General features: G+C 51.0%; 33 protein-coding genes and 1 tRNA gene. 30 read left to right on the top strand and 4 right to left on the bottom strand.

Annotated elements, in window-relative coordinates:
- The first annotated feature begins 15 nt into the window (after nt 1-15).
- Complete coding sequence (locus tag MKY59_RS21780; protein WP_236416574.1) at nt 16-126, top strand: YjcZ family sporulation protein; 111 nt, start codon at nt 16-18, stop codon at nt 124-126.
- Nucleotides 127-289: 163 nt separating this feature from the next.
- The gene (locus MKY59_RS21775; RefSeq protein WP_236416573.1) at nt 290-619 is read left to right on the top strand and encodes a DUF1904 family protein; all 330 of its coding nucleotides are present in this window, start codon (nt 290-292) and stop codon (nt 617-619) included.
- A gap of 104 nt (nt 620-723) precedes the next feature.
- Here the strand turns inward: MKY59_RS21775 and MKY59_RS21770 are convergent, their stop codons facing one another.
- Nucleotides 724-1,206, bottom strand: a complete 483-nt coding sequence (locus MKY59_RS21770; RefSeq protein WP_339273822.1) for a hypothetical protein — start codon at nt 1,204-1,206, stop codon at nt 724-726.
- A 767-nt stretch (nt 1,207-1,973) separates the two neighbouring features.
- Between MKY59_RS21770 and MKY59_RS21765 the strand changes: the two genes are divergently transcribed.
- Nucleotides 1,974-2,462, top strand: a complete 489-nt coding sequence (locus MKY59_RS21765; RefSeq protein ID WP_236416569.1) for a NucA/NucB deoxyribonuclease domain-containing protein — start codon at nt 1,974-1,976, stop codon at nt 2,460-2,462.
- Nucleotides 2,463-2,576: 114 nt separating this feature from the next.
- Here the strand turns inward: MKY59_RS21765 and MKY59_RS21760 are convergent, their stop codons facing one another.
- Entirely contained in the window at nt 2,577-2,813 is a 237-nt protein-coding gene (locus MKY59_RS21760; protein WP_236416567.1) for a hypothetical protein, read from the bottom strand.
- A gap of 207 nt (nt 2,814-3,020) precedes the next feature.
- Here MKY59_RS21760 and MKY59_RS21755 point away from each other — a divergent pair, with 207 nt between their 5' ends.
- The 15 genes from MKY59_RS21755 (at nt 3,021) to MKY59_RS21685 (ending at nt 13,532) form a co-directional block, all read left to right on the top strand.
- Nucleotides 3,021-3,488, top strand: a complete 468-nt coding sequence (locus MKY59_RS21755; RefSeq protein ID WP_339273821.1) for a general stress protein — start codon at nt 3,021-3,023, stop codon at nt 3,486-3,488.
- A 309-nt stretch (nt 3,489-3,797) separates the two neighbouring features.
- A tRNA-Leu gene (locus MKY59_RS21750) sits at nt 3,798-3,883 on the top strand.
- Between the two features lie 155 nt (nt 3,884-4,038).
- Nucleotides 4,039-4,998 carry a tyrosine-type recombinase/integrase gene (locus MKY59_RS21745; RefSeq protein ID WP_339273820.1) on the top strand — a complete coding sequence of 320 codons (960 nt, stop codon included), beginning with the start codon at nt 4,039-4,041 and terminating at the stop codon, nt 4,996-4,998.
- Nucleotides 4,999-5,171: 173 nt separating this feature from the next.
- Nucleotides 5,172-6,104, top strand: a complete 933-nt coding sequence (locus MKY59_RS21740; protein ID WP_339273819.1) for a hypothetical protein — start codon at nt 5,172-5,174, stop codon at nt 6,102-6,104.
- Nucleotides 6,101-6,616: a hypothetical protein gene (locus MKY59_RS21735; RefSeq protein WP_339273818.1), complete on the top strand. Its 516-nt coding sequence runs from the start codon at nt 6,101-6,103 to the stop codon at nt 6,614-6,616. Before MKY59_RS21740 ends, MKY59_RS21735 begins: the two co-directional genes overlap by 4 nt.
- A gap of 286 nt (nt 6,617-6,902) precedes the next feature.
- Complete coding sequence (locus tag MKY59_RS21730) at nt 6,903-7,436, top strand: SLOG family protein (protein ID WP_339273817.1); 534 nt, start codon at nt 6,903-6,905, stop codon at nt 7,434-7,436.
- 91 nt (nt 7,437-7,527) lie between these two features.
- Nucleotides 7,528-7,878, top strand: coding sequence for a hypothetical protein (locus MKY59_RS21725; RefSeq protein ID WP_339273816.1), 351 nt, complete (start codon nt 7,528-7,530; stop codon nt 7,876-7,878).
- Nucleotides 7,879-7,924: 46 nt separating this feature from the next.
- Nucleotides 7,925-8,707 carry a Rha family transcriptional regulator gene (locus tag MKY59_RS21720; protein ID WP_339273815.1) on the top strand — a complete coding sequence of 261 codons (783 nt, stop codon included), beginning with the start codon at nt 7,925-7,927 and terminating at the stop codon, nt 8,705-8,707.
- A gap of 88 nt (nt 8,708-8,795) precedes the next feature.
- Nucleotides 8,796-9,167: a hypothetical protein gene (locus MKY59_RS21715; protein WP_339273814.1), complete on the top strand. Its 372-nt coding sequence runs from the start codon at nt 8,796-8,798 to the stop codon at nt 9,165-9,167.
- Between the two features lie 499 nt (nt 9,168-9,666).
- Complete coding sequence (locus MKY59_RS21710) at nt 9,667-10,272, top strand: hypothetical protein (RefSeq protein ID WP_339273813.1); 606 nt, start codon at nt 9,667-9,669, stop codon at nt 10,270-10,272.
- The gene (locus MKY59_RS21705; RefSeq protein ID WP_339273812.1) at nt 10,259-10,663 is read left to right on the top strand and encodes a hypothetical protein; all 405 of its coding nucleotides are present in this window, start codon (nt 10,259-10,261) and stop codon (nt 10,661-10,663) included. Before MKY59_RS21710 ends, MKY59_RS21705 begins: the two co-directional genes overlap by 14 nt.
- A 63-nt stretch (nt 10,664-10,726) precedes the next feature.
- On the top strand, nt 10,727-10,912 hold the full coding sequence (locus MKY59_RS21700; protein WP_339273811.1) for a hypothetical protein: 186 nt from the start codon (nt 10,727-10,729) through the stop codon (nt 10,910-10,912).
- Nucleotides 10,896-11,141: an ASCH/PUA domain-containing protein gene (locus tag MKY59_RS21695; protein WP_339273810.1), complete on the top strand. Its 246-nt coding sequence runs from the start codon at nt 10,896-10,898 to the stop codon at nt 11,139-11,141. Before MKY59_RS21700 ends, MKY59_RS21695 begins: the two co-directional genes overlap by 17 nt.
- A 17-nt stretch (nt 11,142-11,158) precedes the next feature.
- Nucleotides 11,159-11,938 (top strand): DNA replication protein, encoded by a 780-nt coding sequence (locus MKY59_RS21690; RefSeq protein WP_339273809.1) that lies wholly within the window; start codon nt 11,159-11,161, stop codon nt 11,936-11,938.
- A 238-nt stretch (nt 11,939-12,176) separates the two neighbouring features.
- Nucleotides 12,177-13,532: an AAA family ATPase gene (locus MKY59_RS21685; protein ID WP_339273808.1), complete on the top strand. Its 1,356-nt coding sequence runs from the start codon at nt 12,177-12,179 to the stop codon at nt 13,530-13,532.
- On the opposite strand, the gene MKY59_RS21680 is transcribed toward MKY59_RS21685, so the two are convergent.
- A complete protein-coding gene (locus MKY59_RS21680) occupies nt 13,533-13,751 on the bottom strand; it encodes a helix-turn-helix transcriptional regulator (RefSeq protein WP_339273807.1) in 219 nt (72 codons plus the stop codon).
- A gap of 125 nt (nt 13,752-13,876) precedes the next feature.
- Between MKY59_RS21680 and MKY59_RS21675 the strand changes: the two genes are divergently transcribed.
- A complete protein-coding gene (locus MKY59_RS21675) occupies nt 13,877-14,866 on the top strand; it encodes a toprim domain-containing protein (RefSeq protein WP_339273806.1) in 990 nt (329 codons plus the stop codon).
- Nucleotides 14,867-14,913: 47 nt separating this feature from the next.
- Here the strand turns inward: MKY59_RS21675 and MKY59_RS21670 are convergent, their stop codons facing one another.
- Nucleotides 14,914-15,165 carry a helix-turn-helix transcriptional regulator gene (locus MKY59_RS21670; RefSeq protein ID WP_339273805.1) on the bottom strand — a complete coding sequence of 84 codons (252 nt, stop codon included), beginning with the start codon at nt 15,163-15,165 and terminating at the stop codon, nt 14,914-14,916.
- Nucleotides 15,166-15,262: 97 nt separating this feature from the next.
- On the opposite strand from MKY59_RS21670, the gene MKY59_RS21665 reads away from it, so the two are divergent.
- The 11 genes from MKY59_RS21665 (at nt 15,263) to MKY59_RS21615 (ending at nt 23,809) form a co-directional block, all read left to right on the top strand.
- The gene (locus MKY59_RS21665) at nt 15,263-15,847 is read left to right on the top strand and encodes a hypothetical protein (protein WP_339273804.1); all 585 of its coding nucleotides are present in this window, start codon (nt 15,263-15,265) and stop codon (nt 15,845-15,847) included.
- A gap of 202 nt (nt 15,848-16,049) precedes the next feature.
- Nucleotides 16,050-16,232, top strand: coding sequence for a hypothetical protein (locus MKY59_RS21660; protein ID WP_339273803.1), 183 nt, complete (start codon nt 16,050-16,052; stop codon nt 16,230-16,232).
- Nucleotides 16,229-16,753: a hypothetical protein gene (locus MKY59_RS21655; RefSeq protein WP_339273802.1), complete on the top strand. Its 525-nt coding sequence runs from the start codon at nt 16,229-16,231 to the stop codon at nt 16,751-16,753. The genes MKY59_RS21660 and MKY59_RS21655 overlap by 4 nt, the downstream gene beginning before the upstream one ends.
- A gap of 205 nt (nt 16,754-16,958) precedes the next feature.
- Nucleotides 16,959-17,753, top strand: coding sequence for a hypothetical protein (locus MKY59_RS21650; RefSeq protein WP_339273801.1), 795 nt, complete (start codon nt 16,959-16,961; stop codon nt 17,751-17,753).
- A gap of 160 nt (nt 17,754-17,913) precedes the next feature.
- Nucleotides 17,914-18,330, top strand: coding sequence for a hypothetical protein (locus MKY59_RS21645; RefSeq protein WP_339273800.1), 417 nt, complete (start codon nt 17,914-17,916; stop codon nt 18,328-18,330).
- Nucleotides 18,331-18,406: 76 nt separating this feature from the next.
- Complete coding sequence (locus MKY59_RS21640) at nt 18,407-19,861, top strand: hypothetical protein (RefSeq protein WP_339273799.1); 1,455 nt, start codon at nt 18,407-18,409, stop codon at nt 19,859-19,861.
- A 98-nt stretch (nt 19,862-19,959) separates the two neighbouring features.
- On the top strand, nt 19,960-21,741 hold the full coding sequence (locus MKY59_RS21635) for a DNA polymerase (RefSeq protein ID WP_339273798.1): 1,782 nt from the start codon (nt 19,960-19,962) through the stop codon (nt 21,739-21,741).
- A 2-nt stretch (nt 21,742-21,743) separates the two neighbouring features.
- Nucleotides 21,744-22,073, top strand: coding sequence for a hypothetical protein (locus MKY59_RS21630; protein WP_339273797.1), 330 nt, complete (start codon nt 21,744-21,746; stop codon nt 22,071-22,073).
- On the top strand, nt 22,061-23,158 hold the full coding sequence (locus tag MKY59_RS21625) for a DNA polymerase (protein ID WP_339278449.1): 1,098 nt from the start codon (nt 22,061-22,063) through the stop codon (nt 23,156-23,158). Before MKY59_RS21630 ends, MKY59_RS21625 begins: the two co-directional genes overlap by 13 nt.
- A complete protein-coding gene (locus MKY59_RS21620; RefSeq protein WP_339273796.1) occupies nt 23,159-23,506 on the top strand; it encodes a hypothetical protein in 348 nt (115 codons plus the stop codon).
- On the top strand, nt 23,507-23,809 hold the full coding sequence (locus tag MKY59_RS21615) for a hypothetical protein (RefSeq protein WP_339273795.1): 303 nt from the start codon (nt 23,507-23,509) through the stop codon (nt 23,807-23,809).
- Nucleotides 23,810-23,820 lie beyond the last annotated feature (11 nt).

The raw sequence follows: 23,820 nt of genomic DNA, 5'->3' as shown, positions 1-23,820 counted from the left end.
AAGGAGGCCAATCAAATGAGTCAAGTTGGATACGGTTGTGGAAATGGCGGAGTATGGACTTCCACAAGTGCAATTCTGGTGTTGTTCATCCTTCTCGTAATCATCACAAAATCCTTCTGGGTATAAGCTGGATACCCCTGAAATCCTTGTGATTCGGCTGGGCTCCGCCGCTTGACGGCGGAGCTTGGCGCGAAACATGGGGAATGAGCGGCATGCGGGTCATTTGACAACCGAAAAGAATGTGCTTAAAATCACATAAGAGACTATATCAGAGATTGAAGGGATTTGCATGCCGTTTATTCGCTTTAGAGGATTTACAGGTAATCAATTGGAGGAAGTCGTACCCCGAATTACCGAGCAGATGGCTTTTGTATTCAATATTCCGGAAGAGAGAGTAAAGGCGGAACGGTATGATGTACAAGCACTTACGCCTTCGCCGGCGTCCGTCGAAATTTTGATGTTTCAGCGGCATCAGGATGTTCACAACCGTATGGCATCCAGCATACATGGGATCCTGGCTGAGGCCGGAGTGCCTGATGCGCATATCTTTTTTAACATTTTATCTCCTTCGCTATATTACAAACAGGGTAAACCGTTGTTGGACTATCCGTTGGACTAAGCTGAAGCGGTCAACCGTGGAGGCGCGAACATAGGGCTTCAGCATGTATGGACGAGCAGCGCAAGCTGCTCGTCTTTTGGTGTGGTGGATATGACAAGAGTTCATTAAAACTGCCGTCTGTCTTCCTGTTTGATTTCGAACCGGGATGCCTTCGATGCACGTTTCGCATAGGTGTTTTCCTTTTCCTGGATCAAAAGCACAAACGCGATCGCAAAGACAAGCGTGGTCCACGATAATGCGGCCGAACTCCATAATGTGGACGCGGCCCCCCAATGTACCGTTGCCAAAAAGGTGATAGGCAATCCGACAACGGTGGCGGTATGACTGGAAAAAGAGAGCAGGCTGTTCGCCTTGGCGATTTCGGTTTCCAAAGCATGACCTGCCGACCATGGCAGAGCATGAAGCAATGCGGATTCCCACCCTTCCAGCAGGGATAACAGAAAGGCAGCGGCGAACAGGATGGGAATATGCTGCTTCAAATAGGGAAGGCCGGCTGCAATTGCAGACAGCAGCAATGTTTTGGTTGCAAGCATACCGATCATGAGTCGTGAACAAGCAAAGTGCTTGATTCGCGATGAAACAGACAAGCCGGCGAAACTCCGTACTGCCACCTGCATAATGGGAAACAAAAAAGCCCAGAGCAAGGAGGCTGTCAGTCCATAAATCATGATGGTGATGACTGTAATGTATATTACATGAACAAAAGAAAGTAGTGTTTTCGCCGCCCAATAAGGATAAAATGCAATGTTCATAAGAATAAGACCCTTTCTCAGATACCGGATGTCGGCAACAAGCCCGTCATTTTATAATAAGATGCCATGTTGCGCCATTCCACAAATAAAATTATCATTTTTTGCTCATTGAACGGCAAAAAGCAGCGATTCCTGGAGGAATGCCGCTTCATCGTTTTATTTTCAGCCGACGGAAAGGGTAAAAGCCACAATCAGCATAACCAAACTTGTCATTCGGACAAAAATCATATGTGAGCTTTCGGGCTCCGATTCCCCTCGCGTGATCCAGCCATAACGCAAATACCAGCCCACTTTAGGGAAACAGAAATTAATGATGCATAATGTCATAAAGATAAAAAAGAGGGTTCGCATACCGTTCATCCTTCCTCATGGGCATGATCCGATTCCCTTAATGACTAGGCGTCAGTATTCGATAGAATAGCCAGGATCGTGCTGTCGGTAACGAGTAAGATGTTTGTGTTGCCTAACGTAATGATATGTTACCACATCGAGCCGGGTTTTGAATCGGTTGGAATAAACGAATTTGCTTGAATGATACATATTAAGGATTGTTTGGCGAACGGACGTTCTGTTATAATGCAAAGGGAATGAGAGGAGGCAGCATGAGCAGAACGCACAGAAAAAAACGAAGAAACAAAGGATTCGGCAGCTTAAAAAAGAAGGGTTTGACGCTTCTTACTTTGATGGTGGTGCTGTTCTTTGCTTGGTTTAAGGGAGAGATCCCGCTGGATTTGCCTGCATGGCTTGATCAAGGCACCACTCAGGGTGTGGATCACACGATTACGTTTCCGTCCGAACGCTACCCCGAGACTGCAGCGCATATTAAATCCGCTATTAAAGCAGGACATTCCGATGTCTGCACCATCGATCGGGACGGAGCCGAAGCCAATCGGGAATTGTCGCTTAAGGGCGTGCCGGTCAAAAAAGGGTATGATCGCGACGAATGGCCGATGGCCATGTGCGCCGAAGGTGGCGCGAATGCGGATATCCAATATATTACGCCAAAGGATAACCGTGGAGCAGGATCTTGGGTCGGGAATCAACTCAGTACATATCCGGACGGGACCCGGGTTCGATTCGTAGTCAAATAACATTCAAAAGAGCTGATTTCAAGGAGACAAGCCCCTTGCGAATCAGCTTTTTTCCTGAAATTTTTGGATGAAGAAAAAAACGTCCCGAAAGTGCCGGAGTGTTCTGGCCCATCGTTACAGGTCGGCAGCTGTCATCTGCAGGCCGTTCAGATGGTGTGACCGGATGCTCAATATCCGGGTAACCTGTTCCACTTCGTCAAAGGGAATCCACAGGTTTCCCTGCACAGTTCTAAGGGTCAATATGGATGAGTCGGCCGAACGCTCGGGAGTTCCGGTAACGGTTTGCCCGCTCGTATTGCGAACCACGATTTGCTGTTTGCGGCGAATGGCAATATCTACCTCTTTTTTCATAAGACATTACTCCTGAACATGGGATATGAAAACATATTCTTTAATATCAATGGTTAATTGGGCTTCTTTATGTAGTCTATCAGAACTAGGTATCGATTTCCAGAAATGCATGCCGTGAATTCACCGAAAATGAAAGACATGAAGCGCAAAACGGGTAAATGAACATAAAGAACTCATAATGAGATAGCGGTCCGAGGAGGAATGGATATGACTCAATTGCTGATTGGCATGGCAAGCACAGAAAATGAAGCGATACTGATGCTCAACAGGTTAAAGCTTGTCGGGATCGCGAAGGATCGTCTTGGCGTCGTGGCGAAGGAACAACTGGATTTGGAACGGGTAAGCGAGCAAACCGAATTGCCTAAGCCTTTGAAAGGAGGCGGCACAGACGGTGCGTTTGGAGCGCTCAAAGGAGTATTGACCGCGTTGGATGAGCGCAAGGACCAGATTCAGACGGTGGGGCAAGCTGTCCGGCGTTTGGCAGGCAATCAAATTGGCGAAGGCACGGACGATCTGGTGCTGATGCTGACCGAAGCGGGCATATCCGAGACGAAAGCGCAGATGTATGAAACTTTTTTGCTTGACGGTGGCTTAATCGTTGTAGTGGAGTGTGATGACTCCGAGTTGGATGAAGTTATTCCGATTCTAAGTATGGAGGAAAAACCGCAGGCTTGAAAGCTTGTATTCTTTTTAGTTTAATTTAAGGCGCATTTTAGGTTCTTTTAATGTTGGCGATGTATTCTTTACTCACACCTCCCTTAATATAGATGGTTGATCTGAAAATTCGAGACCGCAACTCGGATTTTCCAGAGGGACTGCCGGCTTTGTCCGGCAGTCCCGTTTCCATGTCATGAGACAAATATGGGGCGATGGTTGTGCACTCACGTTTATTCATTACAATTATAAAAAATATGTTGCATAATGATTAATAACATGATATTATATTTCTTGTCGCCTCAAGTAATTAAAGAAAGACATACATATGCCGGGGTGGCGGAATTGGCAGACGCACAGGACTTAAAATCCTGCGGTAGGTGACTACCGTACCGGTTCGATCCCGGTCCTCGGCATTACGCGGTTTTACCCCGCAAACACAGCGTTAAATGAGCGACAAAATACGTTGGGTCCTGCGTACTTGGCGCGAAGCAATTCGCAGGTACACAGGACTCGCGCAAACACATCGGAGCATCCCACCGTTCACCTAACGGAAGGGGTGCTTTTTGCATTGGCGCGATTACGCGAAATTAAAAAGAGTTACGGAAATGCGCGTCCGGGTTGGCGCGAGATATTATCGGATTTTTTGGCGCATAAGCGGCTTGATGACGGAATAGGTGAGCAAACCCTAACGGACTATACGCGCGCGGTAGAGCTACTGTTTAAGCGGTATCCTGACGCCTGGAAAACGGAAGCCAAGCTCAAAGACGGATGCATCGCGCACATGTCCGGAGAGATGTCACCGGCTACGTTTAATAACCGATTGGTATATCTCCGTGCGTTCTTTAGCTATTGCGTGCGCGAAGGATACATATCGGTCAATCCGCTTGAGAATACGAAGAAAAGGAAGACGGGTAACCGCGCAGTAGCCGTCGAGACCGAAGTGCTGCAGGCGTTACTTGCCGCACCGGATCAGAGCACATTCGTAGGGCTTCGTGATTATACGTTGATCGTGTTAACGCTCGATACCGGCATCCGTCCGTCGGAGGCGATGAAGCTAATACCGCAGGATTTTAAGCTATCGTTGAAGGAGATTCACATTCCGGCTGAAGTCGCAAAGAATCGTAGCGCACGGACGTTGCCATTATCGGATATGACGACGAAAGCCTTACGCAAGTTGATTTCCGTTCGCGACGATGAGTGGGGTCCGGAGGTTCCGATATTCTGCTCGTATGAGGGTCGCCCGCTCAACCGGCATACGTGGGGTGACCGTATGGAGATATATTGTAAGAAAATCGGCACACACATTCGACCGTACGATTTGCGGCACGTATTCGCTTTGGAGTTCCTTCGTAATGGCGCGAACTCCTTCGCCGTGCAAAAGTCCTTGGGCCATTCTACGATGGAGATGACGCGCCGCTACGTATCTCTCGTAAACAACGATTTAAAAGCGGAACATGCGAAGGCCAGTCCGATCGACCGACTGCTTTCGAAGCCTAAAGCAAAACGGAATACGAAACTGAAACGATAAACCTAACGCATCTCTCTTCGGAGGGGTGCGTTATTTTTTTTTGTTTTCGATGTCCCAACTCCGAGAATTAGTGTCCTTATATAAAGCGTAAAGGAAATTTTACGAAAAGTGCCCGAGATGGCAATCGGCCGGCATTGGTACAGTATAAAGCAAATCGGAAAGGAGACGGAGACATGGCGAGAGGGAAGCGCGTTGAGATCGTTAAACTGACGGTAGATGGCGTTGAGGTTGACGCGAAGGAGTGTACGAAGTGTAAAAAGGAAAAGGGGTTGACAGAGTATTCCTTTAGAAATAAAAAGACCGGGAAGCGCCAAGCAGTTTGTAGGCAATGTCACCGAGAGGTGGCAACGACTCACTATCTTAACAATAAAGAAAAATATCATAAGTATTACCTCGGTAATAAAAGCAGAATACTAGCTAAACAAAAAGAGCACTATTGTGCCAATAAAGACGCTTATCGGGAATGGCACAGAGAGTGGTGTCGTAAAAATAGAGATCATAGACGCGAATACAACCATAGATACTACGAATCCAATAAGTCCACTTTTGCAGTGAAACATAGACACTGGGCGAAAAGTAACAGGGAAGTGCTAGCAAAAATTAGGCAAAGGAGGAGAGCGAGGCGTATTGGTCTTTTGGAAATGACAGTGTCGGTGAAGCGGATGTGCTCACTAACAGGCTTAAGTACTAGTGTTCATTTGGATCATTGGATACCGCTAGAAACGGGTCATGCAGGGACCTACACAGCAAATATTGCTCCACTTTACCGAAGAATAAACCTGTCTAAAAAAGATAAAAACCCGTTCGAATGGTTCGAAGCGAATAGGCAACGCTTTGAACTCGATCAATCCCGTTTTGATGCGCTAGTCGGCAAACTGGCGGCACAGAACGGACTCACACCGCAAGAGTTCCGCGACTTCACGTACTGGTGCTTCGATAACCCACGCACCGTCGAACAGATTGCGGAAGATAACGCGCGATACGGTTACAAGAAGCCGTCAATCGAAATATGGCGCGAAGAGGTGGGATTACCGTTCCCGATCGCAGTAGACTTCGGTGATATGTCGTTTAACAACGATATTTCGCGAAAGGAGGACGCGGCATGACCGCACCCGTTCTGCTACCCAACGATAAACGCGATCTCCTCGACGCACCGAACGGGTTCGAAGTATATAACCGCGAACTCATGCGCAAGGTATTTCCACGCATCATAGCGGAGGCGTACGACGTTGTGTATGCGGAGAACCGACGCAAGCCCGAAATTCGCGATATCGTGGCGTTCTACTTCCTGCTGCAATCGTACATTGACGGAAATCATACGCGAGCTGACGGAACTTATAACGATCGGTTTGGCGCGTGCTTCCTATCGTATGAAGCAATTATGGGTGCGCTACGAATCGAAAGGAACCGCGTCAAGCTGCTCGCGGACATACTCGACACGAACGGGATTATCCGGAGTGCGAACCACTACGAAGGCACGCGCCGGTTTAAATGGTACTTTCCGTCGTATTGTCCGCGCATAACGGATGATGGGTACATCGTCGACGAGGACGGGGTTGTAATCATGCCGGACCATTCCGTTTATAAGCAGCGGAAGAGCGCCAGTAAAGTTGCTTAGTATGCCCTGGACATACTACCGGTGATATGCCCTGGACATACGACTGATAGTATGCCCTGGACGTACTGTAAAAAGAGAAAGTAGTAAAAGAGAAAGATGTAAGAGAGAAACAAAACATACCGCTTTGGTTGATCTTGCTTCGCAATCTAAACCTCGCGGGAAGGGGTGATTATGAACATATTTATCCGCGCGGATAAGTAATACGGAGCCGAAAGGCGACGGCGAGTATGAACGAAGTGAATCGCGAGCATATACGCACTTAATAAAGAAACGGAGGAATCACGTTATGCCTAACCGCAACCTAACCGCATGCTTCACCGGACACCGTCCGAATAAACTCGGAGGCTACGACGAAAGCAACGCGATCATGCTCGACGTAAAAGACCGCTTGGATCGCGCAATCGATTACGCGGTAGATTCTCTCGGCATCACGACGTTCATTTCCGGCATGGCGCTCGGCGTCGATATGGCCGCGGCGGAACTCGTATTGAAGTGGCGCGAACAATCTCCGCGTCTAGGCATCCGCTTGATCGCTGCCGTCCCATTCGAAGGTCAGGAGCGCATGTGGCCCGGTACTTCGCAAGATCGCTGGTTCGATATCCTAGCGCAAGCCGACGAAGTCACTTACGTGTGCGAACCCGGATACGCCACGTGGAAGATGCAGAAGCGCAACGCCTGGATGGTCGATAACTCGTCGCTCGTAATCGCGGTATGGGACGGCACGAGGGGTGGGACCGGCAACTGCGTAGAGTACGCGAGGAAGGCGGAGCACAAGCCGCGCATTATCCGAATTGATCCGTTAAAGGACGGCCGCCTATGAAACGTATTGACGCGATCATCGTCGCCTACGTCCTTGGAATCTCCGTAATAATCGCGTCGCTAGTCACAAATATACCCGGAGGTGTTCCGAAGTGAAAAACAACGTTAAAATCACGCAAGATTACGGCATCCGCTCGGACGGTACGCAGTTCATCCTTACGCAACGCAAACTCGTCGACCCTACGAAAGCGCCCGGCTACAAGGCGCAGGAAGGCGAGGCCCCGCCGCCAATCCGTGAAGAGTGGACGGACATTGCGTGGTATTCGCACAGCACGGCGGGCCTGACTGCGCTTATTGATCGCTTGAGGATGCGCGTGGTTTCGGAGTTCGAGCCGGCAAGCCTGGCGGAACTTAGCGCGGCTTTGCGGGAGACGACGGCGGTGATTGTCGCGGCCATTAACGGTGGATTATCGCCTGAAATTACCGTCAAAATAGGCGCTTAGAGGGCGCGGGAGAGTATTCGGTAGGGTAACAAGGAGAGGCGCTAAAATGACGGTTAAATTACGGGAGGAGATGAACGAAGTGACTATAGGACAGCAATGGGTATTCATCGATAACGGCCGAGTATTAACGGATAGTTTGACGGTGGCTCGGGTATTTGATAAAAAGCACGATCATGTATTACGGGACATTAGGCAACAATTATCTAAGTTATCGGAAGCGGGAGAAACAGAGTGGGGTATCACCAACTTTGGGGAGACCCCTTATACACACCCACAAAACGGCCAAACATATCAAAAGTACGTCATGACCGAAGACGGATTCGCCATTATAGCGATGTCCTACGTCACTCCTGCCGCGATGAAGATGAAGGTACGCTTCATTGAGCAGTTTAAGCAGATGGCGGCGCAACTCCAACAACTCTCCGCACCTTCCTACGCGATCGACGATCCCATTGCGCGCGCCAAACGTTGGATTCAGGAGCGTGAGGAAATGGAGCGTATCGAGACGGAGCGGCTGTTACTTGCGGAAAAGGTAACGGAACAGGCTCCGAAAGTTGAAGCATTTGACACGTTCATTTCCGCTGACGGTCTGCAGACGATGGGCGATGTCGCTAAGTCTCTCGGGTGGGGGCGTAATAGGTTGTATGCGGAACTGCGCGATAGAAACATTTTGATGAGCGGCAACAAGCCATATCAGCGCTTTGTCAACGAAGGGTACTTCACCGTAAAGCAAACGGTAAAAGGTAACGACGAGGTGAAATTTACGCTGCCTGTAACAATGGTGACCGCGCGTGGAGTAGCGTACATTGAGCGGTTACTCGCGAGCTAAGGAGGATTAACGATGGATAACGTAACATTCGAAACGGTCGACGGTATACTCGACCATTACCGTAAACAAAACGAAGGAGATGACGCAAATGAGTAACGTTAACAAACCCGTAATTCCCGAAGAGGTTGCGGATGCGATCGAGGCTTTACGTGCCGGGGATGTTCCGTACAGTAACGAGAATATACTCCTGCTGCGGTCTACTGGTGGAAGAGCAGAATGTCGCGTTAAGGAAGCGGAGGCATTGCGTGCTATTCCGTTCGACACGATGCTGGCCGCGTTGGTTAACGGGTACGAGCGAGAGCTTACGGAGGAGGAGAAATACGAAAAGAAGCTTGACGATATCTACGACGAATACGTTAGCGCAATGGCGAGCTGTGACGCGTATGAAGTGCATTACGCTAATGGAATCCGATATGCGCTGGACACGCTCGAAGTTAAAGTCGTCGGAGTGAATGCGTGAGTTTTCAACAGGAGATCAGTCCGGGAAATGTCGGGAAATAACTTAGATTTCGAACTATATCAAAGGGAAAATTTTCTACTATACACTAGTGGGAACTTTAAACAAAATCCGAAAATAGTCCGAATATTTCAATTGAAACAACTCCGATCCTGGAAATATCTCCTGAATGCTCGCTGGCTCGCTTCCTATCTCGTTCGCGTCTAATTCCAATCAATGGTACGTTAGGTGTACGAGTTTTCAACGGGATTTGAAATTCTACGTAAATGCAAGAATACGGAAGAATACGAGAGATCAGACACAAATATCGGGTAATCAGGTATTAGCCGAAAAGTTGCATAAAGCCGAAATATTTCGACATCAAGCAGAAAATTTTCGTTATGAAGCCGAAAATATACGGCTTTTGCCTATCGACACGAAATCAGCGCGCAAACACGCAATCGCCGAATATGGCGTTTTACCAAAATACGCTAGTCCACGTATACTACGGAGGTGGCAACGAATGACAAACGAATACAAACGTGATCTACACGCAGACCTTGCGCTGTGCGAGGCGGCAACGCCTGGACATTGGCGGTACGTCACAGTTTCCGACGATGACAACGGCAGCGTTGTAGATCGCGACGGAGTCTGCGTCATGGACTTCGGAATTAGCCCGGACATTTACGACCAAACGTCAAGCGCGGGCTCGCCACCGGATGACCTTAACATGGCGTTTATATTAGAGTCACGCGAAGGCTGGCCGGGTGCTATCAGAAGAGCGATCGAAGCCGAACGATGGCTCAAGGCGCTTGTGTCCGCGTTGGATGACGGCAGGATTGCGCGGACTCAAATGTCAAGCGGAATGGACTATATGGTCTTCGGTGCGCGCTTACACGTTCGAAATCTTGAATCGCCGCCTGCAACAACCGAGACAGGCGAAGAGGGACTATCCCTGCAGGAGTTGCTCGGCGAAATTTACGCGAAGGCACAGAACGATGTCGCTCGTTGGGATGGCGGAGTGTGCGTAGGAACTCCCGTATTCCAAGACCGGTCGTATGCACGCCGGCTGGTGCGCGAACTTCGACCGCTACTGTTCCCGGAGGTGTCCGTCGATGCCACGCGCTAAAATCACGGCAGACCAACGAAAGGACTGGCGTAACCTGCCGCCTGAGCACTGGAACGTCCGCACGGTTCACGCAATGGTCGCCGATCTCAACCGCGAACACTTTAACGTTGACATCTACGTTCCCTTGCGCGGCTGGACGTTCGAGCAAGGCGTCATAAAGCGCGCACTAACCGAGTATGGAGCGGAAGCCCTGCGCGAGATAATAACGCGAGCATTCCGCGAATATAAGCCAACGCTGCAGTATCCGCAATTGACGGCGGGGTTCCTGGTTGCGTATATGCTTCCGCAGATAATGCCGAGGGTGCTTGCGGAGAGGAAACGCGCAGAGAAACACGATAATTATTCGCCTAACAACGGATTGACCGACGATGAGATTATCGATTTGATGTAGCCGTAAGTTAAGTTCCCGTGACCAAATGATATATGATAAACTTCTATACCAGGCGGTGAGAGCATGAACATTCTCGAAGCAGCGCATGCCAGCGCACAAGGCCACACGGTCATATCGAACGCAGGCCGACGGTACACACCGGATCAGCTCGCGGTCAAATGGGTTGGCGCCCATTATGCGTCGATGAATGGCGCCGGCATGACGGAGGCCGAGCGGAAGGGAGAGTGGAAAAATGACGCACGATCTTAAACTTGTACAGCCGTATTTTGACGCGGTAGCTTCCGGACGAAAGACGTTCGAAGTACGAAAGAACGACCGTCCATACTCAGAAGGCGATTACGTACATTTGCGCGAGTATAACCCAGATACTGGAGAGTATAGCGGGCAGTCCGTGTTACGACGGATTTCGTACGTACTTGACGAACCTGCTTATGTTCCGGAAGGTTGCGTGATATTTGGTATCGTCTCGCCGAACTAATGAAAGGAGGAACGCAATTGTCCAACGCAAATAAATGCGCACTGGCCGCACACTGCTCGCTGGCCGGCTCCGCGCAATGTACGCCAATATGTCCGTCATATCTCGCAATGCACGGCTTAAACGGCGCAGGCGGACGTGTAGGCGCGGCAAACCTACCGGCAGGCTATCGCGGGGTTACGCTTGCCAATTCGCCAGCCAGGACGGAGCAGGCGCGTGTATATCGGCAGCTAGACGCGTATGTCAAAACGTTCGTGCGCCAATTTGAGGGTGCGCCGACCGAACGTATCAAATCGCTGTATCTGTACAGTGACGCGCCAGGCACCGGCAAGACAACGACGGCGGCCGCAGTCCTCATCGAGTATATTACGCGACACTATATCGGATCTATCCAGCGCAATAGGCAAGCGTTGGATCGGCCCGCGTACTTTCTCGATGTGAACGATTGGCAAACGTTATATAACGAGTTCAATCGACCGCGCGTGCCCGACGACATTGCGGAACCGGCCGCGCGCCAATATTACAACCGGATGGCGGCGGCCAAAGCGGCACCTTTCGTGGTGCTCGACGATATTGGCGTACGCGATGCAAGCGAAGGATTTCGCGGCGATTTACACGCAATTATTAACCACCGCGAGACAAACGAATTGATCACGGTGTACACGTCCAATGTAGCGCTCGACGACTTGAATACGGTGTTTGCCGAAATAAGTCCGCGACTCGTGGATCGTATACGTGACATGACGATCGAGCTATCGTTTGTCGGATCAAGTCATCGCGGCTTAAAACGAGCGCAATGACGTAAAATGGAGATTTCGGGAGCATTCGGGAGATGTGCGTATAACTAACGGTCGGTCGTCGACAAAATGCGACCAATTCGCTGCGGGAGGCGTCACACTTTTACCGATATTTTACCTAAATGTGTCCAATTATTTACGTTAACTGGTATTGGTGTCGAAGGGGTGGGTTGGGAAATTTGACCTAAACGAGAGTTGACGTAAAATCGTAAGCCAGTGTACAAATGGAGGTGTATATCTATTGATCGCGGGACAGCAACTACTATCCAAGATCGTCGACAGCGGCCGGGTTGACGCGCTGCATAAATACAACATCAAACGTTCTGATTTCGGAACATTGCCCGAACAAGCCGCATATGACTTCGTAATGAAATACGCGGCTGAAAACGGAGGATCAGCGCCCTCACTTGCAACCTTTGTCGCGAGTACACGGAATATTGAGTACATCCCGGAGGTAACGGACTCGTTCGAATACCTGGCGGGTGAGCTTAAAGACGCGGCCGGAAAACGGGAACTGGCGGAATATATCAACAGCGCGGAGTTCACGCAGGCGTACAGCACATTGCCGACAGAGGCTTTTATTAATAGCTTGACCGACCGTCTTGCGCGGATTAAAATGGATACACGAACGGGTGTTCTTGGGAAGGTAGGTAATTCCTTTTCTGACCTCGCGACAATGTTCGCGCATGAATACGAACAGCGTAAACTCGGCAAGTCGTTTAAGCTTTGGCGCACGCCTTTCGAATCACTTAACGCAGAGATTGGCGGCCTATATTCGGGCGATGTTTACGGAATTATGGCGGAGTCCGGACGCGGCAAAACGTACCTGTCCGCAGTCATCGTCGACGCGTTATTGCGGCAAGGTGCTAACGTGCTCGTCAAATCCTACGAAGTTAAGTGGTATTCGTGGATGGCGCGGCTACTATCGATTGCAACCGCGTGGGAGGAGGCGCTTACATCCGAGGAACATAACGTCAAGGTCGGCGTCCCCAACAAAGGTTTGCTGGCTGGTGCGCTAGACGGCGAAGTGGAAGCGTACGTACTCGATTTTGCCGCGAAGATTAACGATTATTATCCGGGCAATCTGATCCTGCAGGCGAAAGGGGACGGCGAGTTAACGCGGACATTGGACGAGTTGGACAGGGAACTAGCGGACCATCCCGAAATTGACGTCGTGGTCGTCGATCCGTTCTACGGACTGTCCGACGTATACGGGCGCAACTCAAACAAGACAACCGGCGGAGCTGCGGAACAGGCGGCGCGAAGGTTGGAAACGATTATCGGCGCGCATGATGTCGTAGGGATTTATACGATCCAAGCGAATACGGAGCGCCAGGATACGGAAGACGGAGCAGCACGCGAGGTAAAGCCGCCTAAACGCGATCAGGTAAAGACGACGAAGGCCGTGCTCGAAATCGCGACGAATTTGTTCGCGTTTGACGCTGCGAATGGTATCGGAAAGTTGGGTATTGAAAAGGGTCGTAATGGAGGCGAGGGGTTCGTAATCGAGTTGCTCGCGCTTATGGATTACGGAGTCCTACGGGAGCCCGATACGAGGACACAAGCGCAGCAGTTTGCGGGAGTGAGCGGGTTTTAATTACCGCTTCTCCTCGCGGCCGTATAAGAAATCTATAGATACCTCAAAGTAATCAGCAACCACAGGAATTAGTCCAATTGGAAACTTGCGAGTCCCAGAAAGATAGTTGTTTAGGCTTTGCGGGGATATGCCAAGCGCAGCGGAAAGTTCCTTTTGCTCTATGTTGTTCTGCTCAATAAGAAAGCGGACATTTCTTGCAACGATCTCTTCATAACTCATGCAAATTTCTCCTTGACTCTTCACGAATCGTGTATTAGGATGAAAATACACAAAACGTGAATTGATATTTACTCTCACTATAACACGTTTTTCATAGTCGAGCAATAGGAAAGGAGGCCGAAACCTTGCCTAATGTAATAAACGTTGACACGTTTCTCGCCGCACTCGATTCGTACGATTGGCGCAATGTCCAACCGAATAATCGCGGCCGCCTTAACGCTTCGTCACCGTTTGGACTCCGCGAAGATAAGACGCCTTCCTTTAGCGTTATTATCGATCCCGACCGCGATGACTTCGGTTGCTGGCGGGATGCCGGCGCAAAGGACCCGGAATGGGCGCGCGGCGGACCCGTCAAGCTCTACGCGTTTCTCCGGAACATCACGTACGAAGAGGCGCGCGAAGAGCTAACCACGGGAGAGGTAGCGGAAACTGGCCCGCCGAAACTGCGCGTCAAGCTAAAGCCGCCGAGCTTACCGGAGCGTCCGAAGCCGATCGATGTTAGCGCGTATGTAGCCGAGGAGGTCCCGTACCTTACTGAGCGCGGGATAAGTCCGGAAGTCCAGCGGATGTTTAACTGCGGATTCGATGGCGCAAAGAACGCCGTTGTGATGCCGTGGCACGATCCGGCCGGCGTGACCATCAACGCAAAGTGGCGGGCAACGTGGTCAAAGGCGTTTTGGTATGCGAAGGGCGGCGCGCCTGTCCGCAACATGATTTACGGAATCCACCTCGTTTATGCGCGCGGAATCAAACGTGTGATCATCACGGAGAGCGAGACGGATGCGATGTATTTATGGAGCTGCGGATTTCCTGCGGTGGCGGTCGGCGGGTCTACGCTTACGGATAACCAGGCGGAGATGCTGCGTATGTCGCCTGCGAGTGAGATCGTGATCGGAACGGATAATGACGCGGCTGGCGAGAAGTTACGCGAGGAGATTGCGGCTAAGATGCGCGGGTATTGCGCGGTATATGACGTGAGGTGGCCGGGCGGTGCGAAGGATGCGAACGAGGTGCGGGGGGTGAGTGCGATTGAGGCGACGGTAAAAGCTGCCACACGAAGAAATATTTTCATGAGACTGCAACATAGTATTGCCGCATATCGTCGAATCATGTAAGATCAGGAAGTACACAAACTTGTGTACTATTGGTCGGTACAAGCGAACTAATCGCTTGCAGCCTCTTCGGGAGATTGCGCAATCTTTACCATCTCATAAAGCTCATAAGGTGAGTCCAGCTTTAAAGCTTCGGCAATGGTGCGTAAGGTTCCCAGGCCCATAACACCAACAATGTGCTGCCGGTTAATGTAGTTATTGATTTGTTGTTTACTAATACCGGTCAGTGCCGCTAGCTCTACCTGTGTCATCTTCTTGGCTTTAAGTATCTCCCGAAGTCGGCACTTACCGACTTCATACATAAAATCCTCCACACCAAGAAAAGTTTTTAGGGCGATGTCCCAAATCCAGAAGAAAGTGTCCTTATATAATATGTAACCAACAAAGAGGAGCTGATCAATGGTGGATAAAAAACAATTGAATATTATTGCGATACGTGCGAGACAGGGTGATGAGGGTGCGATGTGGGAAGTTAAGTACCACTTCCAGTCGATGATCCACCGAATGTCGGAGCAAAACCGCAACCGAATCGTGCAAGCCGATTTTGAAGATGAGTGCTTTAAAATCATCGAAGACGTTGTCCATCGATTCGACGAAGCAAAAGGTGATATCCCGCAACTTGTAGTTAACTTCATTAAGCGGAGACTTGGCAGGTCGGCCGCTAGATACAAAAAGAAGACAAAGGAATCCGTAAACGTTCCGATGGAGCAAAAGGTAAGCGACGACGGATACGCAGAGTACGAGATAGTTGACGATTTGGCGATCGTCGACCGAAACTTTCTCTTTAACGAAAGAATCACCGGCTTGGCGGCCGGCGACTCAAGGAAATTGGCGATCTTAAACACTTGGTCAGAACCAGGCTTCAACAATTCCGAGACCGCAAAGTTGTTGGCGCAACAATGCGGAGGCAACCCGGAATCTCACCGTAAGTTCATCGTAAGGTTTAGATCAGAATGTCAGAAAGCGTTGGCGAACGCAGTCTGAGTTTTAAAGCGGACACTTCTTATTGAGCGAGATCGAGTTCTTAGGCATTGAGCACGATCTCCTCAAAAACAGTATATCACACTTTTTTAACACATTGATAATATGTATTTTGTAAAACTTTGGTAGCAATTTTGTTTCACATTTAGCATATTACCATGCTTGATAATGCTTGTCAATTATATTATACCCGGAGGTGGCCGAAATGAATCGTGCCCTTACGATAAATATACGTTCGTCTAACAACGAAGTTTCACGTATTCTTAACAATTTTCACACGCAACCGTCCCGATTCATCGACGTCATGTACAACGGAGGCGTGCGCGAATACGAAGACGCAGCCGACTATGTTGATGCTCGCGTCCTGAAAGGCCGGGTGATCGCATGAAATGGTCCGCAGCTCCACACGCAATCGGGCGCATTCGTGAGCGGTTCGGCATTCGCGGCCGTGACGCAGATGTTACCGCTTGGGTTAACCAACGTATGGCCGTCGCTCAGTATGTCGGTACGATTCCGGACGATGAAGGCAAGATGCGCCGCGTATACACGTCAGGCACCGCTGTAATCTTCGCGTTGGTTGACGGAGATTGCGTAATATCCGTTCGCAAAGCGGAAGTACGTCAGGAATGGCGCGCCAATCTCGAAAAAGTTGCGGAAAGAGAGTTGCGCAAACTCAAGCGCCAATCTATCGCAGAAGAACGCCGGCTTGTTGCGCTTCGGTCGCAAATGGAAACGGAATTGTGCGAGCAGCGTGCGAGGTCATTGTCCGCAAGATCGGACGCTAAACGCTTCGCTTGTGATGCGCGTGTAAATGCGCTGACTATGCGCCTAACAGAGGTGGAACGCGATATCATCCGCGTCAGACGCGATGTTTTGAAGGCCGCCGAGAGTTACGCGGCGATAAGTTAAAACGTGTCATTACCTATTTAAATGCAACGCCGGCCCTGCGTCGGCTGCGCGGTATTAACGTTAAACCTAGCGTGTGGTAAAGGCGATCCCGGTCGTCGCCGAACTCGGACATACGCGAAGTTATCTGCCAACGTTAGTGCCGTGCAGCGGGCGTGGGAGCGCTATCCCCGCTCGACCAAAATAAACCGAAAAGGAACGTGATCGAATGTCGATGTTTACGAAAAAAGGTGCCGCCGCTGTTGCCAACGCTCAAGCCGATAAGGATACGCCGAGCTCCGCGCTTGTACCGTTTACTTCCGGTACTACGTATAAGGTCCGCGTTAAATCGATTGAGGACTCCGTTGAGTACTACGGATTCGGAATGTTCGGCAAGGTGAATACGTTCGTGCCGGAAAATCCCGCAACTCGCAACGACAAGGGCTACGTAACGGCGAATCCTTCCGTGTGGGATCGCGCGGCTGACCTGCTGTATGCTGACGCGAAGAAAGCGAAGGATGCTGGCGATGAGGCTGGTGCAGAAGAAATCCGCAAGCAAGCGTACCTGTACAAAGGCAAGCCGAAGTACCTCGTAGGCTTCGGCAACCTCGAAGATGGCGCGGATATCGTTATCGACTTGACGCCGAAACAGGCGGCCGGAGTATTCGCGACAATCAAGAAGTACGAAAAGAAACTTGACCGACTCGCGTTTGAGATTTCGAAAACTGGGTCGTCTACGAACACCGTAGTAAGTCTTTCGCCAATTCTGGATATGGACGAAGACCTAACGGAAAAAGAACGCGCCAATTTCGATAAGGCCGGCGAGAATCCGTTTGACTTCGAAGCTTTCGAAACATGCCTATATGTCGCGAAGGAAGACGAGCAAATCAGGAACCTCGTAATCGCCGGATTCGATATCGGACGTCTCGGACTTTCGATCGGAGCAAATAGCGCGAGTGGCCCGCAGGCCCCGGCCGACAAAGAAGCGCCACTTGACATCAGCGAAGAGAAACTTCCGTTTTAAACCGCGCCGCATCCGAGCGTTAGATTACGAAAAGGAGGACGAGTAGATGCGATTTATCAACGTTAGGTGTTCCTGCGGGTGTTCGAACGCAATGCCTGCGGAAGTCAGGTCCGCAAAGTGTACGGACTGCGGCAAGTGGATTCGCTAATCGAAAAGGAGCGTGATTAACATCGCACATGTATCGGAAACAGTCGGAAAGTATTCAGAGCTGGCGGCGCGGCTTGCGCTGCTGGCTAACGGATGGACCGTGCACCAAGCGGAAACGGACGAGGCGTACGATATCCTGGCGCGTGATCCTCTAACGGGTGACTACGCGAAAATCCAGGTGAAAACGGTAAGGCAGCGCATGGACCGCGGGGGCGACCTCGTAGTCTACGCGAAAAAGGGTAACGGCACGACGTACGATTTATCCGAGGCCGACTATATAGTAGGCGTCTGGGTTGCCGAAGCCGGGCCGCGTGTGTTTATGTTCGAAAATCGATTACAGGGCGAGTATTGGTCGCGAGAGGCCAGCGCTAGTGAACGGTGGGTGGAACTATCTCTTACGCTAGACCGCGAGGTAATAGCGGCGGCCTGACGCAAGTAACCGAATGTTAACGCAAGACCGGGCGGAGGCTCTAACGGGCAGCCCACGAAAAAGGGGAAACGCATAAATGGCGAAATTGAACGTGGTAATCCCAGCGGTTGAGGTAACGGTTGAAGTTAACGGAAGATCTGCGACATATTGTAAGGTCGACCGGAAGGCGCAAGCGGGCGATATTGTTAAGGCGCTTGGATATGATATTGACATTGATAAGGGCGCATTCTACGCAGTATACGCGGATTCTGATGGTGATCTTGTGTTTGCGGACAACAACGGTGATGAAAGACCGTCCCAGCTCCGTGGTAACTCCGAAATGTATGAAGTCTACGCGCCAATCTCCGAACCAGCTACCGTAACCGTGTCAGAGACAATCACGTTTCAGGGCGCAGAATGGCGCAAAGTAGACCGAGCTGCCCGCGAAGGGGACGCGATTAAGTTTACGGATGAGGATCGCGATAGATGGCTGACTGACGCGGAGCTCTACGTTGTCGACCGAATTGACTCCTGTGATGATCCACAAATTACGGATGACGACGGAGATAGTTACGACGCTGGTGGCGAAGATTACGAAGTCTATGAGAAGGTTACAGAGGTCGCGGCCGATTATCGCGAAGTTAATCGGAAGGCGCGCGTCGGCGAACGTATCCGGGTCGTCGCAATCCATCCGGAATCGGTGAAGGTGGGAAACGTACGCGTAGGCGAAGAGTTTACGGTAAAAACGGTCGACAGCTCCGGCGATATTTGGTCGGTCGAAGAGCGCGAGTTCCGCGGACTCGTCTCGCCAAGTTATCACGGACTGCGTGAATATGTCGTGCTCGAACCGGTAGCACCAACGGAGCACGAGCGTTTGAAAGTCGGAGAGTATGCGCGGTTTGTTGAAGACGGAACTACCATGATGAGAACCGGAGACATCGTTGAGATAACGGATGTTGACCTGAGTACTGTCCCATATCGCGTTAAACGTTTGTCCGACGGAAAGCTCGCGTGGACGGTTGCGAGCAGATTGGTCCGCGCAACAGACGAAGAGGTTACGGCCGCTAAGCGCGCAACACGCATCACACAATTCAGCGTAGGCGATAGCGTTAAATTGACGGTGGAAGAGGGTAAACGTCCGCGCTTTGGTTACGGCTGTGTCAGTAACGGAGATATCGGTAAAGTGACGCGAACTGGCGGGGATAGGATCTTCGTAGATTTCCCGACACATGACGCGTGGATGGCTGACCCGTCCGAATTGACGAAGCTCACTGCGGAGGAAGTAGCGGAGGAGGAAGCGAGACGACGTGAGGAAGCGAAATGGGCCGCGATCGGACGCAAGGTGAACGAGTTTAAGCGTGGAGATATCGTTGAGGTCAAACACCCGTGCGGTGCTCCACTAAAGTCCGGCGATCTTGTTACGGTTAAATTCGACTCAAACTCGGAAGGCTCCGTGAAGGTGACCGATATTGGATGGGCGGTAAGTGTTAGTGCACTAATCGTACCGGTAGAGCAGCGCTTCGACCGGCCGGAGGAGGTGGACGCCGCATAACCGCCATCCGCGCAAATACACGAAAGGAGTGAGCGCGTATATTACCGAAACTTACGCTAAACTTGCGGCCGCCTGCGGATGATGGCGCAGTCGAGCGGGTGGCCGACGCAACCAAGCGGAAGAAGGCTGCGCAAGAGACGGACCTTGAAGCGATTGACCGCATATTACGCATGTCGCTAACCGATAAGCAGCGCGCCAGCATCGAACAACTCCGCGCCGTTTACGCAGAATCTCCGGGTGAAGTAGGCAATCATCCGGGGAGGTTGCGGACGGTTGGCGGAACCGTTACGAAAGAGGACGTAATTAGCGCGGCTGAACGCCTGCAGAAACGACGGCAAGCGGATGAGCGTGCGGAAAGGGTTGCGGAGACGCTGCGTAGTAAGCCCGTGAACTTCCATATCGTAACGGATGATGCGGAGCTTCCCGCGTTCGTCGAGAGACTGCGTGAAGAGTGCCGCCGCCAAATGCGAGAGTGGCCGGACCGATGGGCGATACTTGGCGTAAAATCGCTAACCGCGAATGACTTCGAGGGAACCGGAGTTGACACATACATTGACGTGTCGATCGGATACAGCGTGTGGTTGCCGTTGCTAGACGAAGGATATTACCTTCCGTATGGTCACGTCGATATGCGCGGCGAGCCTGGATTCGAATTCCTGGACGATATGAGCGCGCATAAATCGACCGACCGCCAACTAACACGTTCGAAAGTGCTTGCGGCAATCTCTCCGTATCTTACGCAACCGGCGCACGGCAAATCGTTCCATATGGGATCGGCGCGCTATGACTTACACGTTGCGATTAAGGACGGTTACGAAATCCGCGGATGCGTATGGGATTCGCTCGATGCGATGAACTCGCTAAATGAGCACGAAGAGTCATTCGGTCTCAAGCCGTTAATTGCGAAATATGGACGCTTCTTCGGCATCGACGGGCCGGTGTTCACATTCGAGGACATGTTCGGGAATCGTTCGCCGGCTCCGTTTAGTGTCGAGCTTGTCGGAATCTACGCGATCAAGGACGTTCTGTACGGTTGGCGCTTAACGGAATGGCAATTCGAACAAATGGCGCAGGCTGCATCCGCAGAGAAGCCCGGCAAGCTTCTCGAATGTTACGCGCAGATTGACTCGAAGCTTCCGGAAACAGACGTGTTTCTTGCGCGTTCCGGCTTCTGCGTTGACCTCGACGGATTGGCGCAACTTGAGGCGGAGTTCGAGCCGCTGTTAGAGAAGGCGCGTGCCGACGTATTCGAAGCGTACAAAATTGACGACGCGTTTGTCCGCAAGATGGACCGAACGATTAACGCGAAGAAAATCGACGACTGGATCAAGGCGCAGACGAAGAGGATCGAACGTAATGCTGAGGCTCAGGAGAAACAGCGCGCTATCATTGCGGAGTGCGAGGCCGCCGGCAAAACGCACCTCAAGAAGTATACGAATGCTGTCGAGAGACTTGCGCAGTTGAAGGCGGAGAATTTAGCGCCGGCCGACGAGGAGCATGCGCCCCTTAACGTAACGGAATTTTCGATTACAAACGGGAATCACCTTGCGTACTTGATATACGACCATCTCGGGATACGCGACCGTACGGGCCAGTTTAAGCGCGGCAAAACGCGTAGTACGGCGGCCGACGTCATGGAGGCGTATTACGAAGAGGAAGAAGCGCTCAAGCCGCTGGCAACCGTTGCTGCATACGAGAAGCTGCTAACAACGTATATTCAACCGCTTATCGGAAGCGCGGGGAAAACGTCGACAATCGAAATAGACGGGCGCGTGCATTCCGAGTTCAAGGCGGGCGGGACTGCAACAGGGCGGTACAGCTCGGCGAGTTATAGCGGAAGACCGATCGATATATTACGCGAATTTGAAACGGAGGAATGACGATGTTCTATACATTTTCGCAAAACAATTCCGGTGGTTCTTTTAAGAGAGATGACCACGTGTGCGAGTATGTGATCGTTGAGGCGGATTCCGCTAAAGACGCTAATACGAAAGCCGAGGAAGTTGGAATCTACTTTAACGGATGCGATGACGGAACGGACTGCTCATGCTGCGGAGATCGCTGGTACGAACAGTGGAATGATTCCGATGGTACGGAACTCCCGTCGATTTATGGCACACCAGTGACCGAGCTGACCGCAGGCTTCTTCCGCAAGCAAGCCTACGTCTATTACAAAGACGGACGCAAGGAGGCGGTAGTATTTCCGGACTAATAATAACTGACGCAAATTACCACGCAATCGTACGGAAACTCATCTCCGATAATCGCAAGGTTAAACGGGGATTAAATGCCCAAAATTTGCCATCCAAAGGCGAAGGCAGCCGCGTACGTAATCAATTCGTACCACGCGAAGGTTACACGTTTGTCGGCGCTGACCTCGGACAGATTGAGCCGCGAATAATGGCGCACATCATGTATACGCGATATGGCGATAACTCTATGCGCCAAATCTTCGTTGACGGCGTTGACCTCTATACAACGATGGCGATGATGACGTTTGACTTGGCGGAAGAGTATTGCGTCGACAAGGCGTACGATCCGACCGGCAAGTTCAAGCCGCGCGCCATGATGAAGACCGGCCAGCTTGCGGTATCGTACGACCAGTCGCCGGCATCCTTCGCGAAGAAAATGGGCGTAACGGACGATGTTGCCGCGATGTTCTTCGAAAACTTCGACCGAACGTTCCCGTCGTTTAAGACGATGGTCGCCGACATCCGCGAGTTTATGCGGACTCACGGTTACGTCGAAACGCTGTACGGACGGAAGAGACGCTTTCCGGACTATAAGCGAGTAGCGGCCGCGCAAGCCAAGAACGAGCAACGCCGCATCCGACTATTTACCGAGCGTAAGGCACTACGTAATAAGGCGAATCCAACTGCGGCTGACCTGGCGAAACTCGACCGCATCCAAGACGAAATCGACGTACTATCGGAGGAACGCGGACTTGTAGGCTACTGGGAGCGCGCGGCATTTAACGCGGTCATTCAAGGGACTGGCGCGGACATCCTCAAGATGAACGGAATAAGAAACGCGCAGCTATGTCGGGAACGTGGCTGGGAGTTTAACGCGTCGATTCACGATGAGATTAAGAACTCCGTACCGAACGAGGACTTAACGCGAGAGTCTATCGCGCTTATCGACGACGTGATGACGAAGACCGTTTCGTTATCCGTTCCGCTGGTCACCGATATTGTGATCGAGCCGCGTTGGATGATGGAGTACGGAATTGACGAATGGGATTACGAGAATTGCCGGCCGTTGCCGGAGTTTGCGAATAAATACGGGGAGGCTGCGTAAATGGAGAACGTTATTGAGAAGCTGCGCGAATTGATCGGAGATGATTATGAAGGCATGTCCGGAGACGAGACGCACGAAAACGTAGATTCCATCATTGACGCGTATAAACCGAAAGGATATCGCGTGGAACATGTACACGGGACGTTCGAAGAAGGCGGACGCTGGACGAATTACGTAACAGACGTATACAAAATTACGCAAGATGACGGCAAGACTGCGTATTTCTCCATAGGTCGCGACGTTCCCGCGACGGAAATGCAGGATGGGAGTTATTTATCCGTCTACATTTTCGAAGTGGTCCCGAAGGAAGTCGTTAGAATCGAATACGTTTACGGAAGGAGCGCGTAAATGGGATATTACACTGACTACAAGCTTTCATTTACTCCGAAGTCTGCCGAGATTAAATCCGCGATTGAGGATGACGAGAACCTGGCATTCGCAGTTGGCGAGCAGTCTGATTCCTGCAAATGGTATGAGCACGAAGAAGATATGCGCGCTTTCTCAAAGAGATTCCCTGATGTTCTTTTCGAACTAACAGGTGAAGGGGAAGAATCAGGGGACTTGTGGCGCAAATACTTTAAGAACGGGAAGATGCAGAACTGCAGTGCGATCATTACGTACGAACCGTTTGACGAATCGAAATTACGCTAGGAGGGCGATTA

It is taken from the genome of Paenibacillus sp. FSL W8-0426, from assembly GCF_037969725.1.
GTDB classification, from domain to species: Bacteria; Bacillota; Bacilli; order Paenibacillales; family Paenibacillaceae; genus Paenibacillus; species Paenibacillus hubeiensis.
Note: the sequence above shows the minus strand (reverse complement) of the source record. Positions and strands in the feature narration are given on the sequence as shown.